Source organism: Enterobacter mori LMG 25706, from assembly GCF_000211415.1.
GTDB lineage: Bacteria > Pseudomonadota > Gammaproteobacteria > Enterobacterales > Enterobacteriaceae > Enterobacter > Enterobacter mori.
Genome location: NZ_GL890777.1, coordinates 261,330 through 281,789, shown reverse-complemented (window position 1 = coordinate 281,789; position 20,460 = coordinate 261,330). Strand labels below are relative to the sequence as shown.

Here is a 20,460-nt window from a genome sequence, read left to right as displayed (position 1 = left end):
TCGATTCTTTGCGCAACAGGGTCCCAGCAAAATCCGACATCGATCAAGTAATGAAAAAAAACAACAACATTTCTTGTCGACTGTTACCCTTTAGTAAAACACAGGGGTAATATCGGCTAAATCGAATCTCGATTTCATCTATTAATGAAATCGTTTCCACCCCCACGAGCGCCCTGTTAACAATGAACATGCTGGAAAAAATCCAGTTTCAACTGGAACACCTTAGCAAATCCGAGCGAAAAGTGGCCGAAGTTATTCTTGCCTCTCCCGCTCAGGCGATTCATTCAAGCATCGCCGCTCTGGCGCAGGAGTCGGGCGTCAGCGAACCGACGGTTAATCGATTCTGCCGCAGTCTGGAAACGCGCGGCTTTCCTGATTTTAAACTGCATCTTGCGCAAAGTCTGGCAAACGGCACCCCGTATGTTAATCGCAATGTGGATGAAGACGACAGCGTTGATGCATACACAGCGAAAATATTTGAATCCGCCATGGCGACGCTGGACCACGTACGTCAGTCGCTGGACATGGGCTCGGTCAATCGCGCGGTCGATTTACTGACGCAGGCCAAACGCATTGCCTTCTTCGGTCTTGGCTCGTCGGCTGCCGTGGCGCATGATGCCATGAACAAGTTCTTCCGCTTTAACGTACCGGTAATTTATACCGATGACATTGTGCTGCAACGCATGAGTTGTATGAATTGTAGCGAAGATGATGTCGTGGTACTGATCTCGCACACCGGGCGCACCAAGAGCCAGGTTGAGCTGGCTCAACTGGCACGTGAAAACGATGCCATGGTGATTGCCCTGACGACCGCAGGCACGCCGCTGGCGCGGGAAGCAACGCTCGCCATCACTCTGGACGTGCCGGAAGACACCGACATGTATATGCCTATGGTGTCACGTCTGGCGCAGCTAACGGTGATTGATGTGCTGGCGACCGGTTTTACCTTGCGCAGGGGTGCAAAATTCAGAGATAACTTGAAGCGTGTCAAGGAAGCGCTCAAGGAATCGCGTTTTGATAAAGAATTGCTTATAAAGAGCGATGTTCCCTAATAACTAAGATGTACGACTTACGGCATTCGGTCCCCTCTTTGCTGCCTTGCGGCAGATGAAGGCCGATTTAATGTTCACGCAACACCAAAGTTGTTTCAGTCAACGGAGTATTACATGTCCAGAAGGCTTCGCAGAACCAAGATCGTAACTACATTAGGCCCGGCTACCGATCGCGATAATAATCTTGAAAAGATTATCGCCGCGGGTGCCAACGTGGTGCGTATGAACTTCTCTCACGGTACGCCAGAAGACCATAAATTACGTGCCGATAAAGTGCGTGAAATCGCGGCTAAACTGGGCCGCCATGTTGCCATTCTCGGTGACCTTCAGGGTCCAAAAATCCGCGTATCGACCTTTAAAGAAGGCAAAGTCTTCCTCAATATCGGCGATAAATTCCTGCTGGATGCCAACCTGAGCAAAGGCGAAGGCGACAAAGAGAAAGTGGGTATCGACTATAAAGGTCTGCCTGCTGACGTTGTGCCTGGCGACATCCTGCTGCTCGATGATGGACGCGTACAGCTGAAAGTCCTCGAAGTTCAGGGCATGAAAGTGTTCACCGAAGTGACCGTCGGTGGCCCGCTCTCGAACAATAAAGGTATCAACAAACTCGGCGGCGGCCTGTCTGCAGAAGCGCTGACCGACAAAGACAAAGCGGATATCGTGACTGCGGCGCAAATTGGCGTTGATTATTTGGCCGTCTCCTTCCCGCGCTGCGGCGAAGACCTGAACTATGCCCGTCGTCTGGCGCGTGATGCAGGATGCGACGCGAAGATCGTTGCCAAAGTGGAGCGTGCTGAAGCCGTGTGCGATCAGGACGCGATGGACGACGTGATTCTGGCATCTGACGTGGTGATGGTTGCCCGTGGCGATCTGGGTGTAGAAATTGGCGACCCGGAACTGGTCGGCATCCAGAAAGCACTAATCCGTCGCGCGCGCCAGCTGAACCGCGCGGTGATCACCGCCACCCAGATGATGGAATCCATGATCACTAACCCAATGCCAACTCGTGCGGAAGTGATGGACGTGGCTAACGCCGTGCTGGACGGTACCGATGCGGTAATGCTGTCTGCGGAAACCGCTGCGGGCCAGTATCCGGCAGAAACCGTGGCCGCCATGGCGCGCGTGTGCCTGGGTGCAGAGAAGATCCCAAGCATTAACGTCTCTAAACACCGTCTGGACATTCAGTTCGACAACGTGGAAGAAGCGATTGCGATGTCTGCGATGTACGCAGCCAACCATCTGAAAGGGGTGACTGCCATCATCACCATGACCGAATCTGGCCGCACCGCACTGATGACTTCGCGTATCAGCTCCGGCCTGCCGATCTTCGCCATGTCCCGTCACGAACGTACGCTGAACCTGACGGCGCTGTACCGCGGCGTGACCCCGGTTCACTTCGACAGCACCAATGACGGCGTCGCTGCCGCGCACGATGCCGTGAACCTGCTGCGCGACAAAGGCTACCTGGTGTCCGGTGATATCGTCATCGTGACGCAGGGTGATGTGATGAGCACCATCGGCTCAACCAATACCACTCGCGTACTGACCGTAGAGTAAGATCCGCTCCCCTCTCCCCTAAGGGGAGAGGGATAGGGTAAGGGGAAGGTTTTTTATTTCCTCGGGAAAAGCTCTTTGCGCTTGTACGGCTCTGTTTCACCCGGCTTACGTGTCTTCAGCAGCTTCAGTATCCACGTGTACTGTTCGGCATGCGGCCCCACCAGAATTTCCACCTCTTCATTCATACGCCGCGCGATAGTGCGATCGTCTGCTGTCAGCAGGTCATCCATCGGCGGCCGCACCTCAATGGTCAGGCGATGCGTTTTACCATCATAGACCGGGAACAGCGGGATCACGCGAGCACGGCAAACCTTCATCAGGCGACCAATCGCAGGCAGCGTGGCTTTGTACGTTGCAAAGAAATCGACAAACTCGCTGTGCTCCGGGCCGTGGTCCTGATCCGGCAGATAGTATCCCCAGTAACCCTGACGAACAGACTGAATAAACGGCTTGATGCCATCGTTTCGCGCATGCAAACGTCCACCAAAGCGACGGCGCACTGTGTTCCAGACAAAATCATAGATCTTGTTACCCTGGTGATGGAACATCGCCGCCATTTTCTGGCCCTGAGATGCCATCAGCATCGCCGGAATATCAACGCCCCAACCGTGAGGCACGAGGAAAATAACCTTTTCGTCGTTGCGACGCATTTCGTCGATGATTTCCAGCCCTTTCCAGTCAACGCGGTCGACGATCTTCTCCGGCCCTTTCAGCGCCAGTTCGGCCATCATCGCCATTGCCTGCGGCGCGGTGGTGTACATCTCATCGATGATGGCTTCGCGCTCAGCCTCGCTTTTTTCAGGAAAACAGTAGTAAAGGTTGATCTGCGCGCGGCGGCGGGCGCTCTTGCCTAAACGCCCGGCCAGACGGCCAATTTTACCCAGAACGGGATCGCGCACCGAAGCAGGCAGCATCGCTATGCCAGCAAAGGCATAAACCCCAAGCCAGGCGCCCCAGTTGCGCGGATGGCGAAAAGATTTTTCAAACTCAGGAATGTATTCAATATTGTTTTTTTTGGTTTCCATGCTGGTTCCAGGGTCTGGTGACGCAAAAATATATTCAGATAGTGTAGCGAGGCAGTCGCTTGCGTACAAAAGAAAAAGCCGGCGCATAAAGACGCCGGCTTCATTAACAAACAGAGGGCTTAATCAAAGCGCAGCTGTGGCATCACCTCTTTGACCTGTGCCAGGTAATCGGTACGATCTTTACCCGTCAGACCTTCGGTACGCGGCAATTTCGCCGTCAGCGGATTCACGGCCTGCTGGTTGATCCACACTTCATAGTGGAGATGCGGACCGGTTGAACGTCCGGTGTTGCCCGAGAGGGCAATGCGGTCGCCACGCTTCACTTTCTGGCCAGGTTTAACCAGCAGCTTACGCAGGTGCATATAGCGCGTGGTGTAAGTACGACCGTGACGGATAGCCACGTAATACCCTGCCGCGCCGCTACGTTTTGCCATGACCACTTCGCCATCGCCAACCGACAGCACTGGCGTACCTTGTGGCATCGCGAAGTCTACACCACGGTGCGGCGCAACGCGTCCGGTGACAGGGTTAAGACGGCGCGGGTTGAAGTTTGAGGAGACACGGAACTGCTTAGCCGTTGGGAAGCGCAGGAAGCCCTTCGCAAGCCCCGTACCGCTGCGGTCGTAGAACTTACCGTCTTCGGCACGGATCGCGTAATAATCTTTGCCATCAGAGCGTAAACGAACGCCCACCAGCTGGCTCTGCTCGCGCTTGCCGTCCAGCATTTCGCGGGACATCAGCACGGAGAATTCGTCGCCTTTTTTCAGCTTGCGGAAATCCATCTGCCACTGCATAGCTTTGATCACCGAGCTGATTTCAGCGCTGGTCAGCCCGGCATCGCGCGCGCTGGAAACAAAGCTCGCCCCGACGGTACCGTTCATCACGCTGTTAACCCAGTCGCCCTGCTGCATTTCGCTGGTCATTTTGAAACCGTTTGCAGTGCGATCGTAGGTGCGGGTTTCGCGGCGGGACATCTCCCAGGTCAGACGTTGTAAATCGCCATCTGCAGTTAAGGTCCAGGAGAGCTGTTGACCAATTTTCAGATTACGGAGATCTTTGTCTGAGGCCGCGAGCTGGCTGATATTCCCCATGTCGATACCGTACTGGTTGAGCACGCTGCTCAGCGTATCACCGGTCGACACGACATATTCATGAATACCCGCCTCATTGGAGATTTTATCGTCCAGTTCATCCTGCGGGATAGCTTCATCTTCCTGAGCAGCCTGGTCGATAGGTTCACTGGCCTCAGGCAACAGTGAACGGATCTCACTTTTCTCAAGCTCGATGGTTTTAATGATAGGGGCAGAACTCGGGTGGTAAACATAGGGCCGCCAGACGGCGACCGCTAAGGTGAGAACTGTAAGCGACCCCAGCATAACGCGGTGGGGTCGAGGCAGATTGTTAAATGCCAGGGCGACAGAGCGGGCTATCTGTTGCACGTATTCACTTCCTCGTTAATCTCCTTTCAGGCAGCTCGCATACTGATTCCCCAGTTGGCTGAGGAACTGCGAATAGCTCGCTTTGCTCAACTGGATGTTCGTACCTAGCGGGTCAAGGGTTCCCATGCGCACGGATGTTCCCCTGGCCACGGCTTCTACGACCGCTGGCCTGAACTGTGGCTCAGCAAAAACGCACGTCGCTTTTTGCTCAACCAACTGTGTTCTGATCTCATGTAAACGCTGCGCACCAGGCTGAATTTCAGGGTTAACGGTAAAGTGCCCCAGTGGGGTCAGGCCGTAGTGTTTTTCGTAATAGCCATAGGCGTCATGAAAAACGAAATACCCTTTTCCTTTTAGCGGTGCGAGCTCGGTACCCACCTGCTTGTCGGTTGCAGCTAATTGAGCTTCAAACGCTTTCAGGTTGGCGTCGAGTTTGACTCGACTTTGCGGCATAAGTTCCACTAATTTGTCATGGATTGCAACCGCCGAGAGCCGCGCTATCTCTGGGGAGAGCCAGAGATGCATATTGTACTCGCCGTGATGGTGATGCTCGTCACCTTTTTCGTCGTGAGCATGATCGTGGTCGTGTTCGTCACCCTCGTCATCTGACCCTTTCATGAGCAGCGGCGTTACGCCAGAAAGTTCGGCAATAGTGACCTGTTTTGCATCGGGTACCTGTTTCGCCGACTTCTGCATGAACGCTTCCATTTCTGGTCCAATCCAGACAACTAAGTCCGCGTTTTGTAAGCGTTTTACATCAGACGGACGCAGAGCATAATCAGGCTCGGATGCACCATCCGGGAGCAGAACCTCGGTCTCAGTCACCCCATCAGCAATGGCGGCGGCAATAAATCCGAGCGGTTTAAGCGAAGCGACAACGGCGGCGTTAACATCTTGTGCTGTTGTCCCCCAAAGCGCAGCGGATAATGCTGCGAAAAGAAGCGTATTTTTATGTAACATAATGCGACTAATCATCGTAATGAATGCGTGGAATGTGATATTATAACATTCGTTGACTTCTGCAAGCTTAAATTGACATGACGACTTTGGTTTCTCTTGAAAATGTGTCGGTATCTTTCGGTCAGCGCCGCGTCCTTTCTGACGTGTCGCTGGAGCTAAAACCCGGCAAAATTCTGACGCTGCTTGGCCCTAATGGCGCAGGCAAATCTACGCTCGTGCGCGTGGTACTGGGTTTGGTAGCCCCCGATGAAGGTGTTATCAAACGTGAAGATAAACTGCGCATCGGCTATGTACCGCAAAAATTACACCTGGACGCCACGCTGCCGCTGACGGTCAGTCGCTTTCTGCGTCTACGCCCGGGTACCCGTAAGGCCGATATCCTCCCCGCACTGAAACGCGTGCAGGCAGGTCATCTTGTCGACGCCCCGTTACAAAAGCTTTCTGGCGGTGAAACCCAGCGCGTGTTGCTTGCCCGTGCACTGCTGAGCAGCCCGCAGCTGCTGGTGCTGGATGAACCCACCCAGGGCGTGGATGTGAACGGTCAGGTTGCGCTTTATGATTTGATCGACCAGCTTCGTCGTGAGCTTGATTGCGCAGTGTTGATGGTTTCTCACGATCTGCATCTGGTGATGGCGAAAACTGACGAAGTGCTGTGTCTGAATCATCACATCTGCTGCTCCGGCACGCCGGAAGTGGTCTCGATGCACCCGGAGTTCATCTCAATGTTCGGCCCGCGTGGTGCAGAACAGCTGGGAATTTACCGCCATCATCATAACCACCGCCATGATTTACAGGGACGAATTGTCCTGCGCCGGGGAAACGGACACTCATGATTGAACTGTTACTGCCCGGCTGGCTGGCCGGGATTATGCTTGCCTGCGCCGCGGGCCCGCTGGGCTCGTTTGTGGTGTGGCGCAGAATGTCCTATTTCGGCGATACGCTGGCCCATGCTTCTCTGTTAGGGGTTGCTTTTGGCCTGCTACTGGACGTGAATCCCTTCTACGCGGTGATTGTGGTGACGCTGCTGCTGGCGGCCGGTCTGGTCTGGCTGGAGAAACGCCCTCATCTTGCGATAGACACGTTGCTTGGCATTATGGCGCATAGCGCCCTCTCTCTCGGTCTGGTGGTCGTCAGTCTGATGTCGAATATCCGCGTTGACCTGATGGCATACCTGTTTGGCGACCTGCTGGCCGTGACGCCGGAAGACCTCATCTCTATCGCCATCGGCGTGGTGGTGGTGCTCGCTATTCTGCTCTGGCAGTGGCGTAATTTGCTGGCGATGACCGTCAGCCCGGACCTGGCGTTTGTCGACGGTGTGAAGCTGCAGCGCGTGAAGCTGCTGCTGATGCTGGTGACGGCATTAACCATCGGCGTGGCGATGAAGTTCGTCGGTGCGCTGATTATCACGTCACTGCTGATTATCCCTGCGGCAACCGCGCGTCGTTTCGCCCGTACGCCTGAGCAGATGGCCGGTGTGGCCGTCATTATCGGGATGATTGCGGTAACGGGAGGGCTAACCTTCTCGGCGTTCTATGACACGCCAGCGGGGCCGTCAGTGGTGCTGTGTGCGGCGGCATTATTTATCTTCAGTATGATGAAAAAAACCGCTAATTAACATCGAGGGCGCTGATGCCCTCACCCTGGCCCTCTCCCACCGGGAGAGGGAACAATGCATTACGGCATCGCCGGTGGCGTAATGCCGAAATGATTCCACGCCCGCACCGTTGCCATACGTCCACGCGGCGTACGCTGCAGGAAGCCCTGCTGGATCAGATACGGCTCCAGCACATCCTCAATCGTCTCTCGCTCTTCTCCGATTGCCGCCGCCAGGTTATCCAGCCCGACCGGGCCGCCAAAGAACTTATCCAGTACCGCCAGCAGTAGCTTACGGTCCATGTAATCGAAGCCTTCCGCATCGACGTTCAGCATATCCAGCGCCTGGGCGGCGATCTCTGCCGAAATCGTGCCATCATGCTTTACTTCGGCAAAGTCACGCACGCGGCGCAGCAGGCGGTTTGCGATACGCGGCGTACCGCGGGAACGCTTCGCCACTTCAAACGCGCCCTCTTCGCTCATCTCCAGACCCATATAGCGGGCGCTACGGCCAACAATATGCTGGAGATCGGGCACCTGGTAAAACTCCAGGCGCTGCACGATACCGAAACGGTCGCGCAGCGGAGAAGTTAACGACCCGGCGCGCGTCGTGGCGCCAATCAGGGTAAACGGTGGCAGATCGATTTTAATGGAGCGCGCGGCCGGACCTTCGCCGATCATGATATCCAGCTGGTAGTCTTCCATCGCCGGATAGAGCACTTCCTCCACCACCGGCGACAGGCGGTGGATTTCATCAATAAACAGCACGTCGTGCGGCTCAAGGTTGGTGAGCATTGCCGCCAGATCGCCCGCTTTCTCCAGCACCGGACCGGAGGTGGTGCGCAGATTCACGCCCATTTCATTGGCTACGATATTCGCCAGGGTCGTTTTCCCCAAACCCGGAGGGCCAAAAATCAGCAGGTGATCGAGCGCATCGCCGCGAAGTTTTGCCGCCTGGATGAAGATCTCCATCTGGGAACGAACCTGCGGCTGGCCGATATACTCATCAAGCAGTTTTGGGCGGATCGCGCGATCCACCACGTCATCTGCCTGAATTGTGCCTGCCGATACCAGGCGGTCTGCTTCAATCATCCTTTACCTCACAATGCAGCGCGCAGCGCTTCACGAATCAGGGTTTCACTGCTGGCATCCGGTTTGGCAATTTTACTCACCATACGGCTGGCCTCCTGAGGTTTATAGCCCAGCGCCACCAGCGCAGCAACCGCTTCCTGTTCCGCATCGTCATCCGACGCAGGCGCGCCCGGGGACGTCAGCACCAGGTCAGCCGCCGGGGTAAACAGATCGCCGTGCAGACCTTTAAATCGGTCTTTCATTTCGACAATCAGACGCTCGGCGGTTTTCTTGCCGATACCCGGCAGTTTAATCAACGCAGCAGGATCTTCGCGCTCAACGGCATTCACAAACTGTGGAGCGGACATGCCGGATAAAATCGCCAGCGCCAGCTTCGGCCCGACGCCGTTGGTTTTAATCAGCTCGCGGAACAGGGTGCGTTCCTGCTTGTTATTGAAGCCGTACAGCAGTTGGGCATCTTCACGCACCACGAACTGGGTAAAGACAATCGCCTCTTTGCCCGCGTCCGGCAGCTCGTAGAAGCAGGTCATCGGCATATGGACTTCATAGCCCACGCCACCCACTTCCAGCAGCACTAACGGGGGTTGTTTTTCAATAATGATGCCTCTGAGTCTGCCTATCACGTGACGCTCCTGCGTTCTGGAAAAATGTTGACTGGCGACATAATAAAAAAAGGCTGGATGTTTATCCAGCCTGATTTCTTATTATCGTAACCTGCCTCGTGCCAGATTAAGCCGCGACTCGCTCATCTGCATCGCGTTCTGGCTGACGTGACAGTGGGTAATCGCAATCGCCAGCGCATCGGCGGCGTCGGCCTGCGGGTTCGCGGGAAGCTTCAGCAAGGTACGCACCATATGCTGTACCTGGCTTTTCTCCGCGCTACCGATGCCCACCACCGTCTGCTTAACCTGTCTTGCCGCATATTCGAATACCGGCAAATCCTGGTTCACGGCAGCGACGATGGGAACGCCGCGCGCCTGACCGAGCTTTAGCGCCGAATCAGCGTTTTTCGCCATAAAGACCTGCTCAATGGCGAAATAGTCAGGCTGAAACTGGGTGATGATCTCCGACACGCCCGCATAAATGAGCTTCAGACGCGACGGCAAATCGTCGACTTTGGTGCGAATACAGCCACTGCCCAGGTAGGTTAGCTGGCGTCCAACCTGACGGATAACGCCATAACCGGTGACGCGTGAGCCTGGGTCAATCCCGAGAATAATCGACATCACGCGTCTCCTGTAACGGATTTATACGCTCTCATTAGAGAGTCGCTGCAACCTCATCAGAGATTTCACCGTTGTGATACACTTCCTGCACGTCGTCGCAGTCTTCGAGCATGTCGATAAGACGCAGCAGTTTTGGCGCAGTCTCTGCATCCATATCCGCTTTGGTGGACGGGATCATGGAGACTTCAGCGTTGTCCGCTTTCAGGCCAGCCGCTTCCAGCGCGTCGCGTACCGCACCCATCTCTTCCCACGCGGTGTAGACGTCGATAGCACCGTCGTCAAAGGTCACCACGTCTTCTGCACCGGCTTCCAGCGCCGCTTCCATGATCGCATCTTCGTCGCCTTTCTCGAAGGAGATGACGCCTTTTTTGCTGAACAGGTAAGCCACGGAACCGTCAGTGCCCAGGTTACCACCGGTTTTGGTGAACGCATGACGCACTTCCGCTACGGTACGGTTACGGTTGTCAGACAGACATTCAACCATTACCGCTGTACCGCCAGGACCGTAACCTTCATAAATGATGGTTTCCATGTTCGCGTCTTCATCACCGCCCACGCCACGTGCGATTGCGCGGTTCAGGGTGTCACGCGTCATGTTGTTCGACAGCGCTTTATCGATCGCTGCACGCAGACGTGGGTTAGAACCCGCATCGCCGCCGCCCAGACGCGCAGCAGTCACCAGCTCGCGAATGATTTTGGTAAAGATCTTACCGCGCTTGGCATCCTGTGCCGCTTTGCGGTGTTTGGTGTTGGCCCACTTACTATGACCTGCCATAAAAATATCCTCAAAGAGCGCGCCTTTTCAGGCAGCGTTAATTACAAATTCTTCAATCGCCTGCCGGTTGCTCCACGACTTGGTGAGTGCAGCGGCATCCGCCGCATTCACCCAGCGGTAGGTCAGGTGTTCAGTGAACACGATCTCCCGTTCGTGGGGAAGCGCAAGACAGAACCACGATTCCGTATTGCGTTCGATACCCGGCGCATAGCGATGACGTAAATGGCTAAAAATTTCAAACTCCACCGTGCGCTGACAGTCCTTCAGGGTCAGTTGCTCGCGAGCAACATCAATGGCGACCTCTTCCTTTACTTCACGCGCGGCGGCCTGCGGCGCGGTCTCCCCTTCTTCCAGACTGCCGGTAACCGACTGCCAAAAATCAGGATCGTCGCGCCGCTGCAACATCAGCACCCGCTTCGTGTCTTCTGCATAAATGACCACCAGGACAGAAACGGGAAGCTTATATGCCATATCAGTTTTTCTCTTCCTTCTTCACCACTTCAATGCCCAGTTCAGCCAGAGAGGCCGGGTTGGCAAAGCTTGGCGCTTCGGTCATCAGACACGCGGCAGCAGTGGTTTTAGGGAAGGCAATAACATCACGGATGTTATCGGTGCCGGTCAGCAGCATGGTCAGACGGTCAAGACCAAATGCCAGACCCGCGTGTGGAGGCGTGCCGTATTTCAGGGCGTCCAGCAGGAAGCCGAATTTCTCGCGCTGCTCTTGCTCGTTAATGCCGAGAATGCCAAACACGGTCTGCTGCATTTCGCCGCTGTGAATACGTACGGAACCGCCGCCCACTTCGTAGCCGTTGATAACCATATCGTAAGCGTTCGCGACCGCGTCTTCCGGTGCCGCTTTCAGCTCTGCCGCACTCATGTCTTTTGGCGAGGTGAACGGGTGGTGCATTGCGGTCAGACCGCCTTCACCGTCGTCTTCAAACATTGGGAAGTCGATAACCCACAGAGGCGCCCATTTGTTTTCGTCGGTCAGGCTCAGGTCTTTGCCGAGCTTCAGACGCAGCGCGCCCATCGCATCCGCCACGACTTTCTTATTGTCTGCGCCGAAGAAGATCATGTCACCGTCCTGTGCGCCTGTGCGCTCAAGGATCGCTTCCACGATGTCTGCGTTCAGGAATTTCGCTACCGGGCTGGTGATACCTTCCAGACCTTTTGCACGTTCGGTCACTTTAATATAGGCCAGACCTTTCGCACCGTAGATCTTAATGAAGTTACCGTAGTCGTCGATCTGCTTACGGCTCAGGGCCGCACCGCCCGGAACGCGCAGGGCCGCGACGCGACCTTTCGGATCGTTAGCCGGGCCAGCAAATACCGCAAACTCAACGGCTTTCACCAGGTCTGCCACGTCCACCAGCTCCATCGGGTTACGCAGGTCTGGTTTATCAGAACCGTAACGGCGCTCGGCTTCGGCGAAGGTCATGATTGGGAAGTCACCCAGCTCAACGCCTTTCACGTCGTTCCACAGGCCGCGCACCAGCGCTTCCATCACTTCACGCACCTGCTCGGCGGTCATGAAGGAAGTTTCGACGTCGATCTGTGTAAATTCTGGCTGGCGGTCAGCGCGCAGGTCTTCGTCGCGGAAGCATTTTACGATCTGATAGTAACGGTCGAAGCCGGACATCATCAGCAGCTGTTTGAACAGCTGAGGAGACTGTGGCAGCGCGTAGAATTTGCCTTTATGAACGCGGGACGGAACCAGATAATCGCGCGCGCCTTCCGGCGTGGCTTTGGTCAGCATCGGGGTTTCGATATCGAGGAAACCGTGGTCATCCATAAAACGACGCACCAGGCTGGTGATTTTCGCACGGGTTTTCAGGCGCTGAGCCATCTCCGGGCGACGCAGATCCAGGTAACGATACTTAAGACGCGCTTCTTCAGTGTTGACGTGGTTTGAGTCCAGCGGCAGCGCTTCAGCACGGTTGATGATAACGAGGTCAGACGCCAGGACTTCAATCGCACCGGTCGCCATGTCTGCGTTAACGTTTTTCTCGTCACGCGCACGCACGGTGCCGGTGACCTGAATGCAGAACTCATTACGCAGTTCAGAAGCCAGCTTCAACGCCTCTGCACGATCCGGATCGAAGAACACCTGAACGATACCTTCGCGGTCGCGCATATCGATGAAGATAAGGCTACCAAGATCACGACGACGGTTGACCCAACCACACAGGGTAACCTGCTGCCCGACGTGGGACTGACGCAGCTGCCCGCAATATTCTGTACGCATGAGATATCCCTTAATTAGCCGCAGGCTGATTGTCGCCTGTCTTGCAGGCCACGATGTCGCAGCTTTCTGTATGTCACAACTGGATGAAAAAAGGCGGCTATTATACTGGAAATTCCGCCGGACGATAAGAGAGAAGCGCGGCCTGACGCTCGTTTGCTGCACTCTTGTTGCGTATTCTCACAAAAATTAACAAAATTATCCGACCGATAACAGGTCATCACGTCGTAAGGTGTAGCCAAAGCTATTCATTTAACTGGAGTTACTATGTTGACACTTGATGCCACCAAAACTGCACTTGTGGTGATTGATTTACAGGAAGGGATCCTCCCCTTTGCCGGTGGCCCACATACCGCTGACGATGTGGTCAGCCGTGCGGCCCGTCTCGCGGAAAAATGCCGTGCCAGCGGTGCGCCTGTTATCATGGTGCGCGTCGGCTGGTCAGTGGATTTCGCCGAAGCGTTGAAACAGCCGGTTGACGCACAGGCTGCCGCGCACGCATTGCCGGACAACTGGTGGACATATCCTCTCTCGCTCGGCAAACGCGACAGCGATATCGAAGTCACCAAACGCCAGTGGGGCGCGTTCTACGGCACCGATCTGGAGCTGCAGCTGCGCCGTCGCGGGATCGACACCATTATCCTGTGCGGGATCTCCACCAACATCGGCGTGGAGTCAACGGCCCGCAACGCCTGGGAGCTGGGTTTTAATCTGGTGATCGCCGAAGATGCCTGCAGCGCGGCATCTGCGGAGCAGCATCAGGGCAGCATGACCCACATCTTCCCGCGCATCGGTCGCGTACGTAGCACAAGCGAGATTTTAAGCGCCTTATGATATACGTGGGCCTGCCCCAGTGGTCGCACCCGAGATGGGTGCGTCTGGGCATCACCAGCCTTGAAGAGTATGCCCGACACTTCAACTGTGTCGAGGGTAATACCACGCTGTACGCGCTCCCCAAAGCAGAGATTGTTGAGCGCTGGCGGGAACAAACCACGGACGCGTTTCGCTTCTGCTTTAAATTTCCGGCGACTATCTCCCACAACGCCGCGCTGCGTAACTGCGGTGACTTAACCGAAGAGTTCTTTACGCGCATGTCCCCGCTGGCCAACCGAATTGGCCAATACTGGCTCCAGCTTCCCGCAACCTTTGGCCCACGCGATTTGCCCGCGCTGTGGCAGTTTCTGGATGTTCTGCCCCGTGAATTCACCTATGGCGTAGAAGTCCGACACCAGGACTTCTTTGCGAAAGGTGAGGCCGAACGCACGCTCAATCGCGGTCTTCTTGAACGTTCCATTAACCGGGTGATCCTCGATAGCCGCCCGGTACACAGCGCAATTCCTCATAATGAGGCTATTGTGGATGCCCAGCGCAAGAAGCCAAAAGTTCCGGTGCACGCCATCGTGACCGCGCAAAATCCAATGGTCAGGTTCATCGGCAGCGATAACATGCAGCAAAATCAGGATATGTTCGCCGTCTGGCTGCAAACGTTAGCGAAATGGGAACAAACGACCACGCCCTATCTTTTCCTGCACACTCCCGACATTGCCCAGGCTCCCGAACTGGTCGATGCTCTCTGGCAGGCCTTGCAGGCCGCGGTACCGTCCGTCGGCAGCGCCCCTTCTATTCCACAACAATCTTCTCTTTTTTGAGGAAGGCACTTATCATAGAGAGGTGCCATCTGCCAAATAACAGGGAGTTTGTATGGTCAGCGCGCTGTATGCGGTGTTAGGTGCATTACTGCTGATTAAGTTTTCATTTGATGTTGTGCGCCTGAGAATGCAATACCGCGTCTCCTACGGTGACGGTGGTTTTTCCGAACTGCAGAGCGCCATTCGCATTCACGGTAACGCGGTTGAATACATTCCCGTCGCGCTGATCCTGCTGCTGTTTATGGAAATGAACGGGGCAGAAACCTGGATGGTGCACGTCTGCGGCCTGCTCCTGATTGCGGGTCGGTTAATGCATTATTACGGCTACCACCACCGCGTATTTCGCTGGCGTCGTTCCGGCATGAGCGCGACCTGGTGTTCGCTTGTGCTGATGGTGCTGGCTAACCTTTGGTATATGCCGTGGGAGTTGGTTTTCTCCTTCCGTTAGCGCACAATACGCCCCTTTATTTTTCCCGGATTTTTACGTTATGTCAGATCGCGACACGCTTTTTTCCGCGCCTATCGCCAGCCTGGGCGACTGGACCTTTGATGAACGGGTAGCCGAAGTCTTCCCGGATATGATCCAGCGCTCTGTTCCCGGTTACTCCAATATTATTTCTATGATCGGCATGCTGGCTGAACGTTTCGTTCAACCCGGCACGCAGGTCTATGATCTGGGCTGTTCGCTCGGCGCGGCAACGCTGTCGATCCGTCGTAACGTACGTCAGGATGACTGCAAAATCATTGCCGTCGATAACTCTCCGGCCATGGTCGAACGCTGTCGACGCCACATTGACGCCTATAAAGCGCCCACCCCTGTCGAGGTGGTGGAAGGCGATATTCGTGATATCGAGATCAAAAACGCGTCGATGGTGGTACTGAATTTTACCCTGCAGTTCCTGGTACCTGAAGACCGCCAGCTGCTGCTGGACAAAATTTATAAAGGTCTGAATCCCGGCGGCGCGCTGGTGCTCTCAGAGAAGTTTAGCTTTGAAGACGCTAACGTAGGCGAACTGCTGTTCAACATGCACCACGATTTCAAGCGTGCGAACGGCTACAGCGAGCTGGAGATCAGCCAGAAGCGCAGCATGCTCGAAAACGTGATGCTGACGGACTCCGTAGAAACCCACAAGGCGCGCCTGCGCAAAGCGGGATTTGAGCACAGTGAACTGTGGTTCCAGTGCTTTAACTTTGGCTCTCTGGTGGCGCTGAAAGCTGAGGATGCAGCATGATTGAGTTCGGCAACTTCTATCAGCTGATTGCAAAAAATCACCTCTCCCACTGGCTGGAAACCCTGCCTGCGCAAATCGCCACCTGGCAGCGCGATCAGCAGCATGGGCTGCTAAAGCAGTGGTCCAACGCGGTGGAGTTTCTGCCGGAACTGACGCCACACCGCCTGGATCTGCTGCACAGCGTGACGGCGGAAAGTAAAGAGCCGCTCCCTGCCGGGCAGATAAACCGCATCGAGACCCTGATGCGTAACCTGATGCCGTGGCGCAAAGGACCGTTCTCGCTGTACGGTGTGGACATTAATACCGAATGGCGCTCAGACTGGAAATGGGATCGCGTTCTGCCACATCTTTCAGACCTGAGCGGGCGTACCATTCTGGACGTGGGCTGCGGCAGCGGTTACCACATGTGGCGCATGATTGGCGCAGGTGCCCATCTGGCCGTCGGTATCGACCCGATGCAGCTGTTCCTGTGCCAGTTTGAAGCGGTGCGTAAACTGCTGGGCAACGACCAGCGCGCGCACCTGCTGCCGCTGGGCATTGAGCAGCTCCCTGCCCTGAAAGCCTTTGATACCGTCTTCTCCATGGGTGTGCTGTACCACCGTCGTTCACCGCTTGAACATCTCTGGCAACTGAAAGATCAGCTGGTCAGCGGCGGCGAACTGGTGCTGGAAACGCTGGTGATTGACGGTGATGAACATGCCGTTCTGGTGCCGGGCGATCGCTACGCGCAGATGCGTAACGTCTATTTCATCCCTTCCGCGCTGGCGCTGAAGAACTGGCTGGAAAAATGCGGGTTTGTGGATGTGCGGATTGCGGATGTCAGCGTGACCTCTCTCGAAGAACAGCGCCGCACCGACTGGATGATCACCGAATCGCTGGAGCAGTTCCTCGATCCGGCCGACCACAGCAAAACCATTGAAGGCTATCCTGCCCCGATGCGTGCAGTGTTGATTGCAACGAAGCCGTAGCCTTTTAGCCGGGTGGCGGCTGCGCCTTACCCGGCCTACTCGTAGCACGTTTTCTCCGAAATAGTTCAAGTTGCAGCAAGGCGGCAACGCAGCGAATCCCCTGGAGCTTACATCAGTAAGTGACCGGGGTGAGCGAGGCGGCCAACGCAGCTGCGGCTTGAAATATGAAGGAGAAAAAAAGGCCCCTGTGTAATTGGCAGGGGCCTGGTACAAGCAAGCATCATATTGGGCGACATGATGCGCGGTAAAAATCGGTACGTTGCTACACGTGATGACGTTCAATCAACGATTTCATTACCGCAACCGACTCTCCATCTACACCGTAGCGTGAGTACTCATCCGCTTCAGCATCCGTCGACATAGACAACCCTGTATTGCGATAACGCATGGGTGACGGTATCCATTGACCTGCCGAGCTGTGAAGCTCTTCTACCCCTGCGTCTAAAAACAGTTCCAGATTGCTGGCGCGTACTCCTGCGCCCGCCATGATTATTGGAACACCGGAATGTGCTTTTAGTTCCGTAATTAATTGCAGTCCTTTTTCAGCTGACGACTGCTGACCCGATGTCAGAATGCGCGCCACGCCAAGTTCTCCAAGTGTTTCAAAGGCCTGAAGCGGATCTTTACACATATCAAATGCACGATGAAAAGTGACGGCCAGCCCCTGCGCGGCGCTCATGACCTGACGCATGCGCGGTATATCAATATTGCCGTTTTCATCCAGCAGACCGGTTACCAGCCCCGGGAACCCCAGTTCCCGAACGAGCGCGATATCATCAAGCATGGCACTGAACTCGCCCGCCGTGTAACAAAAATCACCGCCGCGCGGACGAATAATCGGGTGAACGGGAATCGTGACGGCCTGACGGGCAGACTTCAACACCCCGCAGGAGGGCGTCAGCCCGCCCTCTTTCGGTGCCGCGCACAGTTCAATGCGATCCGCACCCTTCTCCTGCGCGGTCACGGCACACTCCACGCTGTAACAACAAATCTCCAGCAGCGCCATTTAATCCTCCTTAATTTCCACTCAACGAACCATCATGTCACGCCATCCCTTTTCGGTCCCGGCCTGAACTCACAACTCTTACGCTTCACTGGCAACGATCTGTTCGATCGTCCACGGATGAAACTTCACCGTGACCTGTCCGTCAGTAACGGCAAGCGTGGGATTGGGTAAACGCTCGCGCTCACCTTTTGGTGAACTCGTTTTCACATAGATACCCGGCTGGCTTAAGCCCGCGTCCGATAACAGCGCCAGCGCGCGCGCATTCAGCGTTTCAGGCTCGCCCGGCAATACAATTTCGATGTGCTCCCAGCCTTCATGCGGATAGCGTTTTTCGCCCGGCCACGGCAGTTCAACCACGGTGAACTGCCAGTGCGCGACACGCACTGGTTCATGCAGTTTAAACAGGCAGATTGGGCGACCGTTAATGATATTCTCAGAAAGCAGTTCACCGCACTGCTCGAAACCGCGACGCCAGCGCTCGGCTGTCGCATTCTGATGACAGCGCAGAGAGATGTGATCGGCCTCAAGCGGTGCGATATCCAGACCCAGGCGGGTGGCAAGTTCTGTGAACGCCTGAGTGAAGCGCGGTAAATCTGCGGAAATATCATGCAGTTCGTCAATGGTTTGCCAGTTCGCCATAGGTCAGTCTCTTATCATGTCGCAAAGCCGCTAATTTACTCTGTTCCCCTCTTTCGACCAACCGCAGAATAAGGGTTTTTACGACTGCATGATTATGCACACCTTCTTAGCCTGGATTCTTACTATCTTCAGCCCCCGCAATGCTGACGCCAGAGGGCATTTGCAGTATACTCCCGCCCTAAATTCTTTAACGGGCGCGGGTCGTTGTTCCCCCGCACCAAAAACGTAAGGTATCCAGGTGAATATTCAGGCTCTTCTCTCAGAAAAAGTCAGTCAGGCACTGATTGCCGCAGGTGCGCCTGCGGATTGCGAACCGCAGGTTCGTCAGTCAGCAAAAGTACAGTTTGGCGACTATCAGGCTAATGGCGTGATGGCAGTGGCTAAAAAACTGGGCATGCCGCCGCGACAGCTCGCTGAGCAGGTACTGACGCATCTGGATCTCACCGGGATTGCCAGTAAGACTGAAATCGCCGGTCCGGGCTTTATCAACATCTTCCTGGAGCCTGCGTTCCTGGCAAGCCACGTTGACGCGGCGCTGAAATCAGACCGTCTGGGCGTTTCCCAGCCGAAGGCGCAGACGATTGTGATCGACTACTCCGCGCCAAACGTGGCGAAAGAGATGCACGTCGGCCACCTGCGCTCCACCATTATCGGCGACGCCTCCGTGCGTACCAATGAATTCCTCGGCCATAAAGTGATCCGCGCGAACCACGTGGGCGACTGGGGAACCCAGTTCGGTATGCTGATTGCTTACCTGGAAAAACAGCAGCAGGAAAACGCAGGCGAGATGGCGCTGGCGGACCTGGAAGGGTTCTACCGTGAAGCCAAAAAACACTACGACGAAGACGAAGCCTTTGCCGAGCGCGCGCGCAGCTATGTAGTAAAACTGCAGGGCGGCGACACATACTTCCTCGAGATGTGGCGCAAGCTGGTTGACATCACCATGTCCCAGAACCAGCTGACCTATAACCGCCTGAACGTCACCCTGACCCGCGACGACGTGATGGGTGAAAGCCTCTACAACCCAATGCTGCCTGGCATTGTGGCAGACCTGAAAGCTAAAGGTCTGGCGGTAGAGAGCGAAGGTGCAACGGTGGTATTCCTTGATGAGTACAAAAACAAGGAAGGCGAACCGATGGGCGTCATCATCCAGAAAAAGGATGGCGGCTATCTCTACACCACCACCGATATCGCCTGTGCGAAATACCGTTACGAAACCCTGCATGCAGACCGCGTGCTGTATTACATCGACTCCCGCCAGCACCAGCACCTGATGCAGGCATGGACCATCGTGCGTAAAGCCGGTTACGTGCCGGATTCCGTACCGCTGGAACACCACATGTTCGGCATGATGCTGGGTAAAGACGGTAAGCCGTTCAAAACCCGCGCGGGCGGCACCGTTAAGCTCTCCGACCTGCTGGACGAAGCGCTGGAACGCGCCCGTCGCCTGGTCGCGGAGAAGAACCCGGACATGCCTGCCGACGAGCTGGAAAAACTGGCTAACGCTGTCGGTATCGGCGCGGTGAAATACGCGGATCTGTCCAAGAACCGTACCACCGACTATATCTTCGACTGGGATAACATGCTGGCATTCGAAGGCAACACTGCACCCTATATGCAGTATGCCTACACCCGCGTGCTCTCCGTATTCCGTAAAGCCAATATCGACGAAAGCGTGCTGGCGAACGCCACGGTGAATATTACCGAAGATCGTGAAGCGCAGCTGGCAGCGCGTCTGCTGCAGTTTGAAGAAACGCTGACGGTTGTGGCGCGTGACGGTACGCCGCACGTGATGTGTGCTTACCTGTACGACCTGGCGGGTCTGTTCTCCGGCTTCTACGAGCACTGCCCTATCCTGTCGGCAGAAAGCGAAGCGGTTCGCAACAGCCGCCTGAAGCTGGCGCAGCTGACGGCGAAGACCCTGAAGCTGGGTCTGGATACCCTGGGTATCGAAACCGTAGAACGTATGTAAAAACAAAACCCGGCGCAAGCCGGGTTTTGTTTT

Annotated in this window: 21 protein-coding genes; 10 read left to right on the top strand and 11 right to left on the bottom strand. The window is 55.5% G+C overall.

Annotated elements, in window-relative coordinates; translation table 11 throughout:
* Positions 1-182 precede the first annotated feature (182 nt).
* Together ENTMO_RS0115105 and pyk are read left to right on the top strand one after the other, a co-directional pair.
* Positions 183-1,052 carry a MurR/RpiR family transcriptional regulator gene (locus tag ENTMO_RS0115105; protein ID WP_010432597.1) on the top strand — a complete coding sequence of 290 codons (870 nt, stop codon included), beginning with the start codon at positions 183-185 and terminating at the stop codon, positions 1,050-1,052.
* A 114-nt stretch (positions 1,053-1,166) separates the two neighbouring features.
* On the top strand, positions 1,167-2,609 hold the full coding sequence (pyk, locus tag ENTMO_RS0115100) for a pyruvate kinase (RefSeq protein ID WP_010432595.1): 1,443 nt from the start codon (positions 1,167-1,169) through the stop codon (positions 2,607-2,609).
* 53 nt (positions 2,610-2,662) lie between these two features.
* Here pyk and lpxM read toward each other — a convergent pair whose 3' ends face one another.
* The 3 genes from lpxM to znuA all read right to left on the bottom strand — a co-directional run bounded on the left by lpxM (position 2,663) and on the right by znuA (position 6,033).
* Positions 2,663-3,634: a lauroyl-Kdo(2)-lipid IV(A) myristoyltransferase gene (gene lpxM, locus ENTMO_RS0115095; RefSeq protein WP_010432592.1), complete on the bottom strand. Its 972-nt coding sequence runs from the start codon at positions 3,632-3,634 to the stop codon at positions 2,663-2,665.
* A gap of 119 nt (positions 3,635-3,753) precedes the next feature.
* Complete coding sequence (gene mepM, locus ENTMO_RS0115090; protein WP_010432589.1) at positions 3,754-5,073, bottom strand: murein DD-endopeptidase MepM; 1,320 nt, start codon at positions 5,071-5,073, stop codon at positions 3,754-3,756.
* A gap of 15 nt (positions 5,074-5,088) precedes the next feature.
* Complete coding sequence (gene znuA / locus ENTMO_RS0115085) at positions 5,089-6,033, bottom strand: zinc ABC transporter substrate-binding protein ZnuA (RefSeq protein WP_010432586.1); 945 nt, start codon at positions 6,031-6,033, stop codon at positions 5,089-5,091.
* 77 nt (positions 6,034-6,110) lie between these two features.
* Between znuA and znuC the strand changes: the two genes are divergently transcribed.
* Entirely contained in the window at positions 6,111-6,866 is a 756-nt protein-coding gene (gene znuC, locus ENTMO_RS0115080; protein ID WP_010432584.1) for a zinc ABC transporter ATP-binding protein ZnuC, read from the top strand.
* On the top strand, positions 6,863-7,648 hold the full coding sequence (gene znuB / locus ENTMO_RS0115075) for a zinc ABC transporter permease subunit ZnuB (protein WP_010432581.1): 786 nt from the start codon (positions 6,863-6,865) through the stop codon (positions 7,646-7,648). The genes znuC and znuB overlap by 4 nt, the downstream gene beginning before the upstream one ends.
* A 59-nt stretch (positions 7,649-7,707) precedes the next feature.
* On the opposite strand, the gene ruvB is transcribed toward znuB, so the two are convergent.
* From ruvB to aspS, 6 genes are all read right to left on the bottom strand, one after another.
* Entirely contained in the window at positions 7,708-8,718 is a 1,011-nt protein-coding gene (gene ruvB / locus ENTMO_RS0115070) for a Holliday junction branch migration DNA helicase RuvB (RefSeq protein WP_010432579.1), read from the bottom strand.
* A gap of 8 nt (positions 8,719-8,726) precedes the next feature.
* Positions 8,727-9,341, bottom strand: a complete 615-nt coding sequence (gene ruvA, locus ENTMO_RS0115065) for a Holliday junction branch migration protein RuvA (RefSeq protein ID WP_010432577.1) — start codon at positions 9,339-9,341, stop codon at positions 8,727-8,729.
* Positions 9,342-9,422: 81 nt separating this feature from the next.
* Positions 9,423-9,944, bottom strand: a complete 522-nt coding sequence (ruvC, locus tag ENTMO_RS0115060) for a crossover junction endodeoxyribonuclease RuvC (protein WP_010432575.1) — start codon at positions 9,942-9,944, stop codon at positions 9,423-9,425.
* 34 nt (positions 9,945-9,978) lie between these two features.
* A complete protein-coding gene (locus tag ENTMO_RS0115055) occupies positions 9,979-10,719 on the bottom strand; it encodes a YebC/PmpR family DNA-binding transcriptional regulator (protein ID WP_010432574.1) in 741 nt (246 codons plus the stop codon).
* Positions 10,720-10,746: 27 nt separating this feature from the next.
* Positions 10,747-11,190, bottom strand: a complete 444-nt coding sequence (gene nudB, locus ENTMO_RS0115050) for a dihydroneopterin triphosphate diphosphatase (protein ID WP_010432572.1) — start codon at positions 11,188-11,190, stop codon at positions 10,747-10,749.
* A 1-nt stretch (position 11,191) separates the two neighbouring features.
* Positions 11,192-12,964, bottom strand: a complete 1,773-nt coding sequence (aspS, locus tag ENTMO_RS0115045; protein ID WP_010432570.1) for an aspartate--tRNA ligase — start codon at positions 12,962-12,964, stop codon at positions 11,192-11,194.
* Between the two features lie 264 nt (positions 12,965-13,228).
* Here aspS and ENTMO_RS0115040 point away from each other — a divergent pair, with 264 nt between their 5' ends.
* From ENTMO_RS0115040 to cmoB, 5 genes are read left to right on the top strand one after another with little or no spacing between them, the layout of a single operon-like run.
* Positions 13,229-13,795, top strand: a complete 567-nt coding sequence (locus ENTMO_RS0115040) for a hydrolase (protein WP_010432567.1) — start codon at positions 13,229-13,231, stop codon at positions 13,793-13,795.
* The gene (locus tag ENTMO_RS0115035; RefSeq protein ID WP_010432565.1) at positions 13,792-14,610 is read left to right on the top strand and encodes a DUF72 domain-containing protein; all 819 of its coding nucleotides are present in this window, start codon (positions 13,792-13,794) and stop codon (positions 14,608-14,610) included. Before ENTMO_RS0115040 ends, ENTMO_RS0115035 begins: the two co-directional genes overlap by 4 nt.
* Positions 14,611-14,662: 52 nt before the next feature.
* Positions 14,663-15,058: an MAPEG family protein gene (locus ENTMO_RS0115030; protein WP_010432562.1), complete on the top strand. Its 396-nt coding sequence runs from the start codon at positions 14,663-14,665 to the stop codon at positions 15,056-15,058.
* A gap of 40 nt (positions 15,059-15,098) precedes the next feature.
* Positions 15,099-15,842: a carboxy-S-adenosyl-L-methionine synthase CmoA gene (gene cmoA / locus ENTMO_RS0115025; RefSeq protein ID WP_010432559.1), complete on the top strand. Its 744-nt coding sequence runs from the start codon at positions 15,099-15,101 to the stop codon at positions 15,840-15,842.
* A complete protein-coding gene (gene cmoB / locus ENTMO_RS0115020; protein WP_010432556.1) occupies positions 15,839-16,810 on the top strand; it encodes a tRNA 5-methoxyuridine(34)/uridine 5-oxyacetic acid(34) synthase CmoB in 972 nt (323 codons plus the stop codon). Before cmoA ends, cmoB begins: the two co-directional genes overlap by 4 nt.
* Before the next feature lie 262 nt (positions 16,811-17,072).
* On the opposite strand, the gene cutC is transcribed toward cmoB, so the two are convergent.
* Together cutC and ENTMO_RS0115010 are read right to left on the bottom strand one after the other, a co-directional pair.
* Positions 17,073-17,816: a copper homeostasis protein CutC gene (gene cutC / locus ENTMO_RS0115015; protein ID WP_010432552.1), complete on the bottom strand. Its 744-nt coding sequence runs from the start codon at positions 17,814-17,816 to the stop codon at positions 17,073-17,075.
* A gap of 78 nt (positions 17,817-17,894) precedes the next feature.
* On the bottom strand, positions 17,895-18,455 hold the full coding sequence (locus tag ENTMO_RS0115010) for a VOC family protein (RefSeq protein WP_010432549.1): 561 nt from the start codon (positions 18,453-18,455) through the stop codon (positions 17,895-17,897).
* Between the two features lie 238 nt (positions 18,456-18,693).
* Here ENTMO_RS0115010 and argS point away from each other — a divergent pair, with 238 nt between their 5' ends.
* Positions 18,694-20,427 carry an arginine--tRNA ligase gene (gene argS / locus ENTMO_RS0115005; RefSeq protein ID WP_010432547.1) on the top strand — a complete coding sequence of 578 codons (1,734 nt, stop codon included), beginning with the start codon at positions 18,694-18,696 and terminating at the stop codon, positions 20,425-20,427.
* The last annotated feature ends 33 nt before the right edge of the window (positions 20,428-20,460 follow it).

Bases quoted from the DNA above. Each gene is read 5' to 3' on its own strand.
- znuA (WP_010432586.1), bottom strand. From the start codon at position 6,033: ATGTTACATAAAAATACGCTTCTTTTCGCAGCATTATCCGCTGCGCTT.
- ENTMO_RS0115035 (WP_010432565.1), top strand. From the start codon at position 13,792: ATGATATACGTGGGCCTGCCCCAGTGGTCGCACCCGAGATGGGTGCGT.
- ENTMO_RS0115010 (WP_010432549.1), bottom strand. From the start codon at position 18,455: ATGGCGAACTGGCAAACCATTGACGAACTGCATGATATTTCCGCAGAT.
- nudB (WP_010432572.1), bottom strand. From the start codon at position 11,190: ATGGCATATAAGCTTCCCGTTTCTGTCCTGGTGGTCATTTATGCAGAA.
- ENTMO_RS0115055 (WP_010432574.1), bottom strand. From the start codon at position 10,719: ATGGCAGGTCATAGTAAGTGGGCCAACACCAAACACCGCAAAGCGGCA.
- lpxM (WP_010432592.1), bottom strand. From the start codon at position 3,634: ATGGAAACCAAAAAAAACAATATTGAATACATTCCTGAGTTTGAAAAA.
- znuB (WP_010432581.1), top strand. From the start codon at position 6,863: ATGATTGAACTGTTACTGCCCGGCTGGCTGGCCGGGATTATGCTTGCC.
- pyk (WP_010432595.1), top strand. From the start codon at position 1,167: ATGTCCAGAAGGCTTCGCAGAACCAAGATCGTAACTACATTAGGCCCG.
- znuC (WP_010432584.1), top strand. From the start codon at position 6,111: ATGACGACTTTGGTTTCTCTTGAAAATGTGTCGGTATCTTTCGGTCAG.
- cmoA (WP_010432559.1), top strand. From the start codon at position 15,099: ATGTCAGATCGCGACACGCTTTTTTCCGCGCCTATCGCCAGCCTGGGC.
- ENTMO_RS0115105 (WP_010432597.1), top strand. From the start codon at position 183: ATGAACATGCTGGAAAAAATCCAGTTTCAACTGGAACACCTTAGCAAA.
- ruvB (WP_010432579.1), bottom strand. From the start codon at position 8,718: ATGATTGAAGCAGACCGCCTGGTATCGGCAGGCACAATTCAGGCAGAT.
- ruvC (WP_010432575.1), bottom strand. From the start codon at position 9,944: ATGTCGATTATTCTCGGGATTGACCCAGGCTCACGCGTCACCGGTTAT.
- ENTMO_RS0115030 (WP_010432562.1), top strand. From the start codon at position 14,663: ATGGTCAGCGCGCTGTATGCGGTGTTAGGTGCATTACTGCTGATTAAG.
- aspS (WP_010432570.1), bottom strand. From the start codon at position 12,964: ATGCGTACAGAATATTGCGGGCAGCTGCGTCAGTCCCACGTCGGGCAG.
- cutC (WP_010432552.1), bottom strand. From the start codon at position 17,816: ATGGCGCTGCTGGAGATTTGTTGTTACAGCGTGGAGTGTGCCGTGACC.
- ENTMO_RS0115040 (WP_010432567.1), top strand. From the start codon at position 13,229: ATGTTGACACTTGATGCCACCAAAACTGCACTTGTGGTGATTGATTTA.
- cmoB (WP_010432556.1), top strand. From the start codon at position 15,839: ATGATTGAGTTCGGCAACTTCTATCAGCTGATTGCAAAAAATCACCTC.